This window comes from Kitasatospora sp. NPDC058032, from assembly GCF_042885845.1.
Taxonomy (GTDB): domain Bacteria; phylum Actinomycetota; class Actinomycetes; order Streptomycetales; family Streptomycetaceae; genus Kitasatospora.
On record NZ_JBHVRK010000013.1, the window covers coordinates 1 to 13,659 of the forward strand.

Here is a 13,659-nt window from a genome sequence, read left to right on the forward strand (position 1 = left end):
GTCTGGAACGAGAACGCCAAGCCGTTCAAGTGGACCAAGAGCGCCGACCAGATCATCGACCGGATCTGCCGCTACTGCTCACGCATCTCCGAACCAGCTCACTAGTCCGCCGCGCGCAGCAGCCGTCCGATCCGCTCGGCGAAACCCCGGTTGGCCGCGGCGGCGGCCCCGCTCACCCGGTCCATGTAGAAGAAGCCGTGCATCAGCCCCTCGCCCCGGGACACGGTCACCGGGACGCCGGCGTCCCGCAGGCGCCCGGCGAGCGTCAGCGCCTCGTCGTGCAGCACGTCGAACTCCGCCAGCTGGAAGAGCGCCGGGGGCAGTCCGTCCACCAGCGGTGCCCGCGCCGGGGTGGCCTCGACCGGCGGATCGGCCAGCCGCTCGCCGAGGTACTGCGTCCAGAACCACTTGGCGTTGACACGGGTGAGCGCGTACCCGTGGGCGTAGCGCCGGTACGAGGGCGTGTCGAAGTCCGCGTCCAGGGACGGGGTGATGACGGCGAGCGCCCGCAGCCGGCCCGGCCGCGTCCGGGCGAGGCCCACGGCGGCGCCGATGGCCAGCGCGCCGCCGGAGCTGTGCCCGCCCACGCCGATCCGCCCGGGGTCGGCGCCGAGTTCGGCCGCGTGCTCGACGGCCCAGGCCAGGGCCGCGGCGGCGTCCTCGTTGGGGAGCGGGAAGGGGTGCTCGGGGGCCGAGCGGCACTCGACGGCGAGCACCGCGACCTGCGCCGTGGCGGCGATCCGCCGCACCGGGGTGTCCTCCACCTCCAGGGAGTTGGCCACGAACCCGCCGCCCACCACGAACACCAGCAGCGGCAGGGCCTGCTCGGGCCGCGGGTGGTACAGCCGGGCGCGGACCGTCGTGCCGCCGGGGCCGGGTACGGCGATGTCCTTGACCTCGGCGACCTCCGGTCCCTCCAGCGCCACCTCCATCCAGCCGTCCACGGCGGTCCGCACCTCGGGGACCGTGAAGTCGTGGAAGTCGACCTCCCCCTCGGGCGCCGAGTCCAGGAACGCCCGCATCTCCTCGTGCAGTGCCATCAGTACCCCATTCCCAGTCCGCCGCTCACCGGCAGGACCGCGCCCGTGATGTACCGCGCCCGTTCGTCCGCGAGGAAGCGGACGGCCGCGGCGACCTCCTCGGCCGTGCCGGGGCGGCCCAGCGGCGTGGCCGCCAGCAGTTCCGCGCGCCGCGCCTCGGTGATCGCGGCGGCCATGTCCGTCTCGACCATGCCGGGCGCGACCACGTTGGCGGTGATCCCGCGCGGCCCCAACTCCCGCGCCAGCGAACGCGCCAGACCGATCAAGCCGGTCTTGGAGGCGGTGTAGTTGGCCTGCCCGGGCGCGCCCGCCATGCCGACGGCGGAGGAGATGAACACCATCGTCCCGCGCCGCCGGCCGAGCATGCCGAGCGCCGCCCGCCGGGCGACCCGGAAGGCGCCGGCGAGGTTGGTCTCCAGCACCGCCAGGAAGTCGTCGTCCGACAGCGTGAGCGACAACCCGTCACGGGTGATGCCCGCGTTGGCGACCAGCACCTCGACCGGGCCCTGCCGGGCCTCGACCGCCGTGAAGGCCTCCTCGACGGAACCGGCGTCCGTCACGTCGCAGCGCACCGCGAAGAACTTCCCCTCCGGTGGATCGGAGCGATGGGTGACGGCCACCTCGTCCCCCGCGTCCGCGAAGGCGTGGGCGATGGCGAGGCCGATGCCCCTGTTCCCACCTGTCACCAGTACCGAACGACTCACTGCTTCCTTCCCTCTCCGTGTTCCCTGCTCGGGGTCAGGGGCTGTCGTCGAACTCCCGCCGGGCGCGGACTGTCAGCCGCGCCCCAGGACCAGGACGCCGTTCTGTCCGCCGAAGCCGAAGGAGTTGCTCACGGCCACCTCCAGCGGCGCCTTCCGGGCCTCCTTCGCCACCACGTCGATCTCGATCCGGTGGTCCAGGCTCTCCAGGTTGGCGGTCGGCGGCACCAGGCCGTCCTCCAGCGCCAGCACCGTGTACACGGTCTCGATGGCGCCGGCCGCGCCGAGCGCGTGCCCGGTGACCCCCTTGGTGGAGGTGACGGCCGCCCGTTCGCCCAGCACCCGGCGCAGCACCCGGGCCTCCGTCACGTCGTTGAGCGGGGTGGACGAGCCGTGCGCGTTGACGTGGTCGACCTCGCCCGGGCCGACCCCGGCGTCGGCCAGGGCGGCGCGCAGGGCCCGCTCCGCCCCCTCGCCCTCGGGGTGCGGGGCCGACGGGTGGTGGGCGTCGGCGGAGGCTCCGTAGCCGAGCACCCGGGCCCGCACCCGGGCCCGGCGCGCCCTGGCGTCCTCCAGGCGCTCCAGCACCACCACGCCGGCGGCCTCGGCCACCACCATGCCGTCGCGGGCGGTGTCGAACGGCCGCGAGGCGGCGGCCGGGTCGTCGACGCGGCGGGAGAGCGCGCCCATCTGGGCGAGGCCCGCCATGGTCATGGGGGTGACCGGGGCGTCCGCGCCGCCGGCGATAACGACGTCGCAGGCTCCGGAGGCGAGCAGCTGGCGGGCGGTGCCGATGGCGGTCGGGCCGGAGGCGCAGGCGGTCGCGGTGACCAGGTTGGGCCCCCGGGCGCCGAGTTCGATCGCGAGGTAGGCCGCGATCATGTTGACCGGCGCCATCACCCACACCAGCGGGGAGATCCAGGCCGGTCCCTCCTCCAGGGTCTTGCGGTGCTCGGCCTCCAGGGTGCCCATGCCGCCCATCGAGGTGCCCAGGACGACGCCCACGCGGGCGCCGTCCCAGGTCGCGGGGTCGAGCCCGGCGTCGGCCACCGCCTCGCGCGCCGCCACCAGGGCGAGCTGGCTGACCCGGTCGAGCTTCCAGGCCTGGCCGGGGGCGAAGTGCTCGTCCGCCCGGTAGGCGGCGGCCCGGCAGGAGATGTCCACCGGGAGACCTGCGAGTTCCGGGTCCGTGGCGGCGGTCGGGGCGCCGGAGAGCACGCGCTCCCAGTTGCCCGGCACGCCGAGCCCGGCCGGGGAGACCAGCCCCAGGCCGGTGACGGCGGTCTCCTGACGGGAGGTCGGTGCGCTCACTTGACCGCCGCCCCCTTGGACTCGATCAGCTCGACGATCTCGGCCACGGTGTGGGCGGAGGTGATCTCGTCCGGGGCGAGCGGCACGCCCAGCGCCTTCTGCAGGGTCAGCGTCAGCTCGACCGTGACCAGCGAGTCGATGCCCAGCTCGTTCAGGGTGCCGCCGGTCTCGATCCGGGCCGCCGGGACGCCGTAGCGGGAGGTCAGGATCGCGGTCAGGTCCTCGGTGATCTTGCTCATGTCGGTGACTCCTCGGTCGGAAGAACAGGTGCGGATGCGGGTGCGGGTGCGGTTTCGCGTGCGGTTCGGGGGAGCGGTGGCCGTGCGGTCAGGAGTCCGCCGGGGCCGGGGCGAGGCCGGGCCACTCGAAGGCGCCGGCGCCCCAGGTCGCGCCGCCGCCGTAGGCCGTGACCAGGACGTGGTCGCCCTTGGTCAGCCGCCCGGCGTCGACGGCGTCGGCGAGGGCGAGCGGGATCGAGGCGGCGGCGGTGTTGCCGACCCGGTCGATGTTGGCCACCAGGCGCTCGGTGGGCAGGTCGAGCTGCTCGGCGACGGCGTGCAGGATCCGCAGGTTGGCCTGGTGGCCCACCACGGCGTCGACGTCCTCGACGTCCCAGCCGACCCGGCCCAGGACCTCGCGCGAGGACTCCGTCATCTTCAGCACGGCCTCCCGGAAGGTCTCGCCGCCGATCATGCTGAAGTACCGGTCCCCGTCGGCGACGTCCGCGTCGGCGCCGGGACCGCGCAGCGGGCGGGCGGAGCCGCCGGCCCGGACGGTGATCAGGTCCGCCCTGGTGCCGTCGCTGCCGAGGCTCAGGTCGAGCAGGGCGCCGGGCTCCCCGTGCTCACCGGCCCGCAGCAGCACCGCCCCGGCACCGTCGCCGAAGACGGCGAGGGTGGTGCGGTCCCGCGGGTCCAGGAGGGTGGAGAAGGTGTCGGCGGCCACCACCAGCACGTGCTCGGCGAGCCCGGCGGCGATGTGCCCCTGCGCCGCGGCGAGCGCGTACAGGAACCCGCTGCACACCGCGTTGACGTCGTAGGCGGGGATGCCGCCGAGGCCCAGCCTGGCCGCGACGTCGGGTGCGGTGGCCGGGCAGGGCCGGTCAGGCGTGGTGGTCGCGAGGATCAGCAGGTCGGCGCCGGCGGGCCGGCCGCTGGTCGCGGCGGCCGAGGCCAGGGCCCGCCGGCCGGCCCGCTCCGCGAGGTCGCCGGTGGCGGTGCCGGGGTCGACGACATGGCGCTGCCGGATGCCGGTCCGGGTCCGGATCCACTCGTCGGAGGTGTCGAGGCGTTGGGCCAGTTCGTCGTTGGTCACCACCCGCGGGGGCAGTGCGGCCCCCACGCCGGCGAGGACGGCGGCACGGGTCATCGGGCACCTCCGGTCGGGGTCGGTTCCTGGGGACGGTCGGGCCGGTCGGGCCGCACGCCCAGCCGGTGGAGGGCGCGGACGACGGCGTCGGGGTCCTCGGGCGGTACCGCGGCGGCCAGGTGGCCGTCCGGCCGGACCACCACCGCGAGCGGGCTGCTGCCGAGGGCGGCGCGCAGCCGCCGGCGCACCAGGGCGTCCGGTTCGACGACCGGGGCCAGTCCGGCGAGCTCCTTGAGCAGCCGCTCCTTGACGCGCTCCCAGTCGGCCGGGCGGGCGCGCCCCGGCCACAGCAGGACGCCGGGTTCGTCGCGGGCGATCAGCCGGCGCCCGTTCACCGGGGTGAGCGGCAGCGGCACCCGGTCGCCGGCGCGCAGGCCGGGCGCCTCGGAGCGGCTGGAGGCCGGGGTGTCGTAGCGGACGCCGAGCTGGCTCACCAGGGGGGTGATGCTGCGGCGCAGCAGTCCGGCGCGGTGGGCGAGGTGGAACAGGCCGTCCCGCAGCAGGATCCGCTTCGGGGTGCGGGCCATGCCCCACTTGGTCTGCGCGGTGGTGGTGCGGGCGACGAAGTGGGCGGCCGCCCGGCGCTCGTGGTCGTAGTGGTCGAGGACGTCCTCGTGCAGGCTGCCGTCGACGACGCCGGCGAGCCGCCAGCCGAGGTTGACGGCGTCCTGGATGCCGGTGTTCATGCCCTGGCCGCCGGCGGGGCTGGTGATGTGGGCGGCGTCGCCGGCCAGCAGGCAGCGGCCGACCCGGAAGGTGGCGGCGATCCGGCACCGGGCCCGGAAGACGGCGCTCCAGCGCAGCTCGCCGACCACGGGGTGCCCCGGGGCGCGGGCGTCGACCGCCTGCTGGAAGACCTCGCGGCCGGGCGGCGGGGTGCCGGGCTCCTGGTGGGGGACGGTGATGGCCAGTCGCCAGACACCCTCGCCGAACGGGCCGAGGGCGAGGCCGCCGTCGGGGGAGTAGCAGTAGTAGGTCAGGTCGTCGTCCGGCGCGCCGCTGACGGGGGCGTCGGCGACGGCGAAGCTGACGTCGACGACATCGCCGTCGAACTCCACGCCGAGCAGCTGCCGGGTGGTGCTGTGCGCGCCGTCCGCGCCGACCAGCCAGTCGCTGCGCAGGGTGCGGACGGTGCCGGCGTCGTCCTCCAGGGTGGCCAGCACGCTGCCGTCGGGCGACGTCCGGTCGAGGGCGGTGAGCCGCAGGCCGGACTCGACGGTGCCGCCGAGTTCGGTGAACCGGGCGCGCAGCGCCTCCTCGACGGTGTTCTGGGAGATGACCAGGGCGAAGGGGTAGCGGGTCGTACCGCCCATCGGGACCTCGCCGATCCGGCGGCCCCGGGAGTAGTAGCCGACGCCGGAGACCGGGTGGCCGTGGCCGATCAGGCGCCGGGTCACGTCGGTGCGGTCGAGCAGTTCCATGATCCTCGGCCAGAGCACATTGGCCCGCGAGTGCCGGGTGAAGCGCCGCTCGGCGTCCACCAGGCGTACCCGCGCGCCGCGTTGCAGCAGCTCGCAGGCGGTCACCAGGCCGACCGGCCCGGCGCCGACGATCAGTACGTCGATGTGCGTCCCGCTCATCGGGTCTCCTCCTTCGCTCGGTCGGCGGGGGTCGGTGCGGGCCGGGTGCGGCGGGCCGTCAGGCGGGTCACCAGCACGCCGGAGTAGGCGAAGCCGGCGCCCGCGTTGAGCACCAGTCCGCTCTCGCCGGGGGCGAGCCGGTCGACCAGGTCGGCGATCCCGGCCAGGGCGTCGCCCGGTCCCAGGTGCCCGGTGCGGTGTCCGACGGACAGCGTCGGCGCGGTCGTCACCTCGGCGATCGCCGGCACCCAGGCTTGCCGGAGCGTCTTGGCGCCCAGGCGCGGCAGCACCACGTGGGCCGGCCGGTCGGCGTCGGCGGTGAGGCCGGCGTCGGCCAGACAGTCCCGGACGACCGCCTGGACCATCGCGCGGGTGGTCGTGGTGAAGGCGTCCAGGCCGTGCCGGCTCAGGTAGGACTTCTTCGCGCGCCGGATGTCCACCCGCTGGTCGGGCCACAACGGGGCGGGCCCGAAGGGGAGTTCGCCGCGGTGCAGCAGCTCCAGCCGCGGGGCGGAGTGCGTCACCAGCGCGCGCAGCCGGAACAGGTCGCGCCCCTCGTCCAGCGGTCCGACCAGGGCGGCGGTGGCGCTGTCGCCGTAGACCAGCGAGTAGTCCGCGTTCCAGCGGTCGAAGGCCGGGGGCGTGAAGCGGTCCGCGGTGGTCACCAGCGCCCGGTCCACCGCGGGGTCCGCGGCGATCCGGGTCGCGGCGACCTCCAGCGCGGCGACGGCACCGTTGCACACCTGCTGCACGCCGATGGGCTGGGCCCGCTCGGCGCCGAGCGCGGAGGCGAGGAAGTGCGGGGCGGACCACACGTCGTGGCCCTGGTGGTACATCCAGGAGTGGGCGATCAGCCCGAGGCCGTCGCTCGGCCAGCCGGCGTCGGCGAGGACGGTGCGGGCGGCCCGCAGCGCCATCTCGGGCGGTGCCTCGGCGGTGGCGACCGGGACCTCCCGGTAGCCGAGGTCCTCGACATCGTCCGGGTCGAGCCGGCCCTGGGCGAGGGCCTGCCGCGCGCTCTCGCGCGCCGGCGGGAAGTACGCCTCCACGGCGGCGATGCCCAGTTCGGTGGCGAGGCGCATCTCAGGCCCCCGGCGCGGACCGTGCCAGCCGCGGCTCGAGCCGGCGGATGGCCTGCTCGGCGTCGGTGAAGTGGACGGCCTGCCAGCCGGCGGCTCGGGCGCCCGCGCAGTTCTTCTCCAGGTCGTCGACCAGCACGCACCGGGCCGGGTCGACGCCGGCCCGTTCGGCGGCGAGCGCGAAGATCTCCGGCTCGGGCTTGCGGCTGCCCACCTCGAAGGACATCACCAGGTCGTCGAAGAGGCCCTCGGGCGGCACCATCCGGCGCCAGTGGACGTCCCAGGCGGGCGGCATGTTGGACAGCAGTCCGACGAAGACGCCGTCGCCGTGCGCGGCGCGCAGCCACCGCTCCCAGGCAGGGTTGCCGCTGCGGCCCCCGAACCAGCGGTCGGCGAAGCCGGAGAGGTCGGTGCGCACGCCGTACTCCTCGGCGAGCACCGCCTGGACCTCGGCGGCCCAGACGTCCTCGGTCACCAGGGGCGTGTCCAGCGGGCCCATCGGGTCGGTGCCGTAGCGCTCGCCGACGATCCGCATGGCGCCCTGGAACTGCTCGGGGGTCATGCCCTGGCGGGCGCAGAACACCGCGGTGTCCTCGGCGACCGGCGGGGTGAGCACGCCCCCGAAGTCGGTCCAGACGGCGGAGACGGTGCCGGCCGCGAGACCGGTGGCGGGGCTGTCGGGCGTCGTCATGCGTTCCTCCTGGCGGCGGTGACGGGCGCGTAGGTGATGCCGAGGTCGGCGATGGTCCGGTCGTGCTGGCGCACCTCGACGGGCATCGTGCCCTCCGCCGGCACCGTGTCCTCGGCAGCCGCCGTGTCCTCGACCCCGGCCGTGCCCGCGGGCGCCGTCGCGGCGCCGCCGGGGGCTTCGGGGATGCTCAGCAGGACGGGCGCGTCGAGTTCGGCGAACCGGCTGAAGGTGCCGGTGAAACCGGTCAGGGCGAGTCCGGCGGCGGGTGCGCCGGTGGCGCGGGCGTGCCGGGCGAAGCACAGCTGGCGGGCCGCGTCGGTGAGGATCAGCGCGGTGAAGTGGTCGTTGGGGTGGACGAAGAGCGTCGGGTGGCGCAGCGGGACGGCCAGTCGCGCCTCCCGCACCGGGGCCGTCGTGGAGAGGCCGGCGACGAGGACGTTCTCCGCCCGGGCGCGGCCGACCTCCGCGGGCGTCGCGGGGGAGCCGGCGGGCCGGTCGGGCAGCGCGTCCGACCGCGGTGGTGGTCCGCCGTACTGCAGCGTGCGCAGGGCCCGGTACTCCGTCGCGCCGGCGTAGACGACGCCGATGACGACCTCGCCGAGCTCCGCGCGGCCGGCGCTCAGGGCGATCCGCCAGCGCACCGAGCGGACGGTGCCGGCGCGCTGCACCTGGTTCTCCGCGGTGATGTGCAGGGTCAGCGCGCCGTCGCCGTCCTCGAACAGCCGCTGCGCGGCGGGGCGGGTGCGGACCTCCCAGTCGGTCACCAGGAAGGCGGTGCTGAGCGGCAGTTCGAAGGCGGTGTGGGCGAGATAGCTCCCGGCCTGGCGGCAGGCCTCCAGCAGCAGCAGCGGATCGGCGCCCCGGGGATTGTCCGGAAGGTCGTTGTAGTAGGCGTGCCGGTGGGGCAGCCGGGCCGTTGCGGTGAATTCGTGTTCCCCGGTCGGCCGCGCGTCGACGAGGAAGACCTCCGTCCCGGCACCGCGGTGCACCAGCGCACCGATGTCGGCCGCCGGAAGAACGTTCCCTGCGGTCATCTGAAATGCCCCCCCTCGTTGATCTGAGCTCGATGAAGCCGCGGGCACGACGACCCTCGCGAGTCGGTGGCGGCGCGGTGGACCCATGCTCGCAGCGGGCATGCAAGGGCCACTCAAGCCGCGGCCTAGGCGGTCCGGCGTCCGCGTCGCCACACACAACCGAAATGACGCGTTCACGCCGGGCGTCAAGTTCCGGCCAAACGCAGCCGGCCGGTTTAGCCGAGAAACAGCCGGTCGTGCAGGAAAGCTGCGATTCGAAGGCACCGGAATGTGACGCGGGTCATATTTGCGTGTCCATGTCATTTGCCATGATGTTTTCTTGCCCGACGGCCGACCCGTCGGCCTCCCGCAAGTTCCCAGGGGGATTCACGTGTTAACTTTCCAGCTGCTCGGGCCGCTAAAAGTAGCGGTCGACGACCGGCCGGTCCAGATCAATGCCAAGAAACCGCGCATTCTGCTCGCCGCACTCCTGCTCGGCGGAAATCGCGGAGTCAGCAACGACCGGCTCGTCTCGCTCCTGTGGGACGGCGAGGAGCCTCCCAAGAACAGTCGCGGCGCCCTGCACATCCACATCAACCGCCTGCGTCGTACGCTGACCGACGCCGCGGGCGCGGGCGGCGACCTCATCCGCACCACCCCCGACGGCTACGCCATCGACGTCGGCGCCGACGGGCTGGACATCCTCCGCTTCGAACAACTGGAACACGAATTCCGCAGGCAGCGCGGCCGGCTCGGCCCGCAGGCCGAATCCGACCTGGCCGAGGCGGCGCTGGCGCTGTGGCGCGGTCCGGCGCTGTGCGACATTCCCAGCGAGCGGGTCCGCCGGCGGATCGCGGCGCAACTCGCCGAACGCCGGCTCGCCCTCATGGAATGCCGATTCGAGCTGAAACTGCGCACCGGCGCCCAGGAAGAGGCGATCGGCGGAATCCGCAGCGCCCTGATCAATTACCCGCTGCACGAGGTGCTGTGGGCACAACTCATTCGCGCGCTCTACGAGACCGGCCGCAAGGCGGAATCGCTGGAGGCCTACCGCGCGCTTTCCCGGACACTCGCCGAGGAGGCCGGAATCGATCCCGGCCGGGAACTCCAGGAATTGCACCGGAGCATCCTGGACGACTCCTACGCACCGCCCGGCGCGTACCCGGCCGTCGCGCCGCCGGAGCCGGAACCCGACCACGACGGCGCGCCGATCGCCCCCCACAGCTGGACCGAGCTCTGCCAGCTCCCGCCCGTCGTCGCGGACTTCGTCGGCCGCGAGGAACCGCTCGAGCAGGTGGCCGCCCTGCTGAAGGGCAACGCTGCGGGCAGCGCGTTGCCCATCGTGGTGGTCACCGGCCCGGCCGGCGTCGGCAAGACCGCGCTCGCCGTCCGGGCGGCCCACCAGGTGCGCTCGCACTTCCTCGACGGCCAGTGGTTCGTCCGCTTCGACGGCGCCGACCGGCCCGAGTCCCCGTCCGAGGTGCTGGCCGAGCTGCTGCGCCGCTCCGGTGTCTCCAGCGCCGCCATCCCCTCCGACGTCGAATCGCGCGCCGCCCTGTTCCGGGCCCGGCTGGCCGACCGGCGCGTCCTGCTGCTGCTGGACGACGTCCGCGACGCCGAGCGGATCGTCCCGCTGCTGCCCGGGACCTCCAGCTGCACGGTACTGATCACCAGCCGCAGCAACCTGACCGAGCTGGTCGCCCTGCACGGCGCCCGGCTGGTCCCGCTGAACGTGCTCACCGCGGGCGAGGCGGAGTCGCTGCTGGGCACCATGCTCGGCCCGGGACGCTCCGCCGCCCGGCGGGAACTCGCCGAACTCGCCGAGCTGTGCGCCCACCTCCCGCTCGCCCTGCGCGTCGCCGCCGCCAGCCTGCTGTCGAGACCGCGGCTGCCGCTGCGCACCTACGTCGAGGAACTGCGCCACGGCAACCGGGTGGCGAAACTGACCGTGGGCAGCAACCGGCGCGCCGCCGTGCAGGCCGCCTTCGACCTCTCCTACCACGCCCAGACCCCGCGGGCGCAGCGGCTCTTCCGCACGCTGGGGCTGGTCCCGGTGCGCGACTACACCGCCGCCTCCGCCGCCGCCCTGCTCGACCTGTCCGTCCCGGACGCCGAACTGCTGCTCCAGGACCTCGCCTTCGCCAGCCTGCTGGAGGAGCACCTGCCCGGCCGCTACCGCTTCCACGAGCTGATGCAGATCTACGCCGCCGAGCGGGCGCGCGAGGAGGACACCCCGCAGGCCCGCCGGGCCGCCGAGCTGCGGCTGTTCGGCTGGTACCTGCACAGCGCGGCCTCGGCCGTGGTCCCGCGCTACCCGGGCATGATCCGGCTGCCGCTGGCCGAGCGGCCCGCGGCCGTCCACCCGCTGTCCTTCGCCACCGACGAGGCGGCCCTGCAGTGGCTGCTGGTGGAACGCGCCAACCTCATCACCGTCATCGCCTGCACCGCCGCCCGCGACTCCCGGCAGGCCCACGAGATCGGCTGGCTGCTCACCGACGTGCTGCGCGGCTACTTCTGGTCGGGCTGGAACGGCAACGAGTGGAAGACGGCCGCCGGTTGGGGCCTCGCATCCGCCCGCAAGGCCGGCGATCCGCCGGCCCAGTGGGCGATGAACTACAGCCTGGGCCTGGCCAACTACCGCAGCGCCGACTACGACCGGTCCCACGCGCACCTGACCGAGGCCTGCGGCCTCGCCTCGCGGCACGGCCTGCGCGCCTTCGCCGCCGAGACCAGCAACGCGATGGGCCTCCTGCTGCTCGCCCAGGGCCGGCTGGGCGAGGCCGCGCGGGCCCTGGAGGGCGGCCTCGACCTGGACCGCGAGCTGGACCTGCCGATGGCGGAGGCCAGGGCCCGGCGCCACCTGGGCAGCGTCGAGCACGCGCGCGGCCACTTCGACAACGCCCTGGCTCAGTTCGCCCGGGCACAGGAGATCGACCGGGAGCACGGGGTCGAGTTCACGAAGTCGGAGAACCTGGGCCGGATCGGGCTCACCCTGTGCGCCCTCGGCCGGTCCGAGGAGGGTCTGCGCGCGCTCTGGCTCGCGCTGCGCACCAGCCACGACCTGGGCGGGCGGTTCGACCGCGTCGCCGCCCACGCACGGCTGGCCGTCGGACAGTTGATGGAACGTCAGCCGAAGATCGCGACCGAGCACGCGCGGGCCGCCGAGATGCTGGCCAAGGACCTCGGCGACCAGATCGTCTCGGCCGACGCGTACAACATCCTGGCGTCCTGCAGCCGGATGTCGGGGCGGCTGGACCTGGCGGAGCAGGAGCACGAGCGGGCCGCCGAGCTGGCCGCCCTCGCCGGGCACGCGCAGTCGGCCGTCGAGGCGCTGTTCGGGCTGGCGCTGATCCGCATGGAGCGGCGCCTCCCGGAGGAGGCGCTGGACTGCCTCGCCCGGGCGATGGGGGCCGCCCGCGGGGACCGCCTGGTGCTCTGCGAGGCGCAGAGCCTGCTGCTGCGCTCGATGGCCTTCTGCGCGATGGGCGCCTGGCCCGACGCCGTGCGGTCGGCGACCGAGGCCGTGCGGGCGTACCACGCGCTCGGCGGCACCTGCGGCGAGGAGCGCTCGCGCGAGCTGGTCCGCCAGGCCGAGCTGCGGATGTTCGACCTGACCCAGTTCCTGCGCTCGGCGCCGCGGTTCGTCCCGCTGGCCACCACCGTGCTGGCGCAGTCGGCCTGCGGCTTCGACAGCTGAGCCGGGGCGCGGTCCGGTCCCGGGCGCGCGGGCGGGGCCCGGCGACCGGGGGTTCTCGAATGCAAGAGCGATGAAAGCGACCCGACATCGCCGTCTGACACCGTGGAAACCGTTCAGCTCGGGAGCACAGCGTCGTGCCCCCGGTGTCTGTGCCCGGCTCGGCGGCACATCCACCACGGGCCATCAGTCAGCAAGGAGGTTGTGCTCGTGTCCCCTTCGGCGTCCGTCCTCCACAGGAACGACGTGTTCGGCTCCATCCCCACCGCCGGTCAACCCCCGGTGCGCATCCAGGTGCTCGGCCACTTCCAGGCCGAGGGGGACCACGGCTGCGCGACGCCCAGCGCGCCGAAGGTCAGACAGGTCCTCGCGCTGCTCGCCGTCAACGCCCACCAGGTGGTCCCGGTCTCCGCGATCTTCCGGGAGCTGTGGCCCGAGGAGGCCCCGCGCACCGCGCTGCGGACCGTGCAGACCTATCTGGGGCAGCTGCGCAAGCTGCTGGCCGACGCCACCGGCCTGCCCACCGCCGTGGTGGCCAAGGACATGCTGGTCACCGAGGGCCGCGGCTACATGCTGCGCGGCGGCGCGGTCACCCTCGACACCCGGGAGTTCGAGCGCCTGGTGAACCGGGCGCGCAGCGCCGCGGCGGCCCAGGACCACGCCAAGGCCGCCATGCTGTTCACCTCGGCGCTCGCGCTGTGGCGCGGTCCGGCGCTCGCCAACGTCCAGGCCGGCCCGCTGCTGCACGCCCACATCGGGTGGCTGGAGGAGTCGCGGCTCAGCGTCGTGGAGCAGTGGATCGCGGCGAAGCTCGCGCTGCAGCAGCACCAGGACGTGCTGGGCGACCTCACCGCGCTGGCGGTGCAGCACCCGCTCAACGAGGGTCTGCACGCCCAGCTGATGACGGTCCTGCACCGCTGCGGGCGGCGCGCCTCGGCACTGGAGGTCTACCAGCAGCTGCGCACCCGGCTGATCGAGCACATCGGCCTGGAGCCGTCCTCGCAGGTCAGGGCGCTGCAGCAGGTCATCCTGGCCGGCGACCAGCTGCCCGAGGCCGTCACGGCGCTCGGCGGCGCGGCGTCCCGCCGGCTGGCCGACCGCGGCCGGCGGGGTCTCGCCCGCCCCGCGTGACGTCTCCGGCCGGCCCGGGGCGACCCGCGCCGGTGCCCGGCCGGCGGTTCC

The 13,659-nt window shown here is 74.6% G+C and carries 11 protein-coding genes; 2 read left to right on the forward strand and 9 right to left on the reverse strand.

Going from position 1 to position 13,659, the window contains the following annotated elements:
- Window positions 1–101: 101 nt before the first annotated feature.
- From ACFVUH_RS21170 to ACFVUH_RS21210, 9 genes are all read right to left on the reverse strand, one after another.
- Window positions 102–1,040: an alpha/beta hydrolase gene (locus tag ACFVUH_RS21170; RefSeq protein ID WP_387914882.1), complete on the reverse strand. Its 939-nt coding sequence runs from the start codon at window positions 1,038–1,040 to the stop codon at window positions 102–104.
- Complete coding sequence (gene fabG, locus ACFVUH_RS21175) at window positions 1,040–1,744, reverse strand: 3-oxoacyl-ACP reductase FabG (RefSeq protein WP_355361219.1); 705 nt, start codon at window positions 1,742–1,744, stop codon at window positions 1,040–1,042. The genes ACFVUH_RS21170 and fabG overlap by 1 nt, the downstream gene beginning before the upstream one ends.
- Window positions 1,745–1,816: 72 nt before the next feature.
- Window positions 1,817–3,052, reverse strand: coding sequence for a beta-ketoacyl-[acyl-carrier-protein] synthase family protein (locus ACFVUH_RS21180; RefSeq protein ID WP_387914883.1), 1,236 nt, complete (start codon window positions 3,050–3,052; stop codon window positions 1,817–1,819).
- Window positions 3,049–3,291 carry an acyl carrier protein gene (locus ACFVUH_RS21185; protein ID WP_355361215.1) on the reverse strand — a complete coding sequence of 81 codons (243 nt, stop codon included), beginning with the start codon at window positions 3,289–3,291 and terminating at the stop codon, window positions 3,049–3,051. The genes ACFVUH_RS21180 and ACFVUH_RS21185 overlap by 4 nt, the downstream gene beginning before the upstream one ends.
- Before the next feature lie 88 nt (window positions 3,292–3,379).
- The gene (locus ACFVUH_RS21190) at window positions 3,380–4,420 is read right to left on the reverse strand and encodes a beta-ketoacyl-ACP synthase III (RefSeq protein ID WP_355361213.1); all 1,041 of its coding nucleotides are present in this window, start codon (window positions 4,418–4,420) and stop codon (window positions 3,380–3,382) included.
- The gene (locus tag ACFVUH_RS21195) at window positions 4,417–6,000 is read right to left on the reverse strand and encodes an FAD-dependent oxidoreductase (protein ID WP_387914884.1); all 1,584 of its coding nucleotides are present in this window, start codon (window positions 5,998–6,000) and stop codon (window positions 4,417–4,419) included. The genes ACFVUH_RS21190 and ACFVUH_RS21195 overlap by 4 nt, the downstream gene beginning before the upstream one ends.
- The gene (locus ACFVUH_RS21200; RefSeq protein ID WP_355361209.1) at window positions 5,997–7,082 is read right to left on the reverse strand and encodes a ketoacyl-ACP synthase III family protein; all 1,086 of its coding nucleotides are present in this window, start codon (window positions 7,080–7,082) and stop codon (window positions 5,997–5,999) included. Before ACFVUH_RS21200 ends, ACFVUH_RS21195 begins: the two co-directional genes overlap by 4 nt.
- Window position 7,083: 1 nt before the next feature.
- Window positions 7,084–7,770, reverse strand: coding sequence for an HAD family phosphatase (locus tag ACFVUH_RS21205; protein WP_355361207.1), 687 nt, complete (start codon window positions 7,768–7,770; stop codon window positions 7,084–7,086).
- Window positions 7,767–8,804 (reverse strand): AfsA-related hotdog domain-containing protein, encoded by a 1,038-nt coding sequence (locus ACFVUH_RS21210; RefSeq protein ID WP_387914885.1) that lies wholly within the window; start codon window positions 8,802–8,804, stop codon window positions 7,767–7,769. Before ACFVUH_RS21210 ends, ACFVUH_RS21205 begins: the two co-directional genes overlap by 4 nt.
- Window positions 8,805–9,174: 370 nt before the next feature.
- Here ACFVUH_RS21210 and ACFVUH_RS21215 point away from each other — a divergent pair, with 370 nt between their 5' ends.
- Window positions 9,175–12,480: a BTAD domain-containing putative transcriptional regulator gene (locus ACFVUH_RS21215; RefSeq protein WP_387914886.1), complete on the forward strand. Its 3,306-nt coding sequence runs from the start codon at window positions 9,175–9,177 to the stop codon at window positions 12,478–12,480.
- Between the two features lie 243 nt (window positions 12,481–12,723).
- Window positions 12,724–13,608 carry a BTAD domain-containing putative transcriptional regulator gene (locus ACFVUH_RS21220; protein ID WP_387914887.1) on the forward strand — a complete coding sequence of 295 codons (885 nt, stop codon included), beginning with the start codon at window positions 12,724–12,726 and terminating at the stop codon, window positions 13,606–13,608.
- Window positions 13,609–13,659 lie beyond the last annotated feature (51 nt).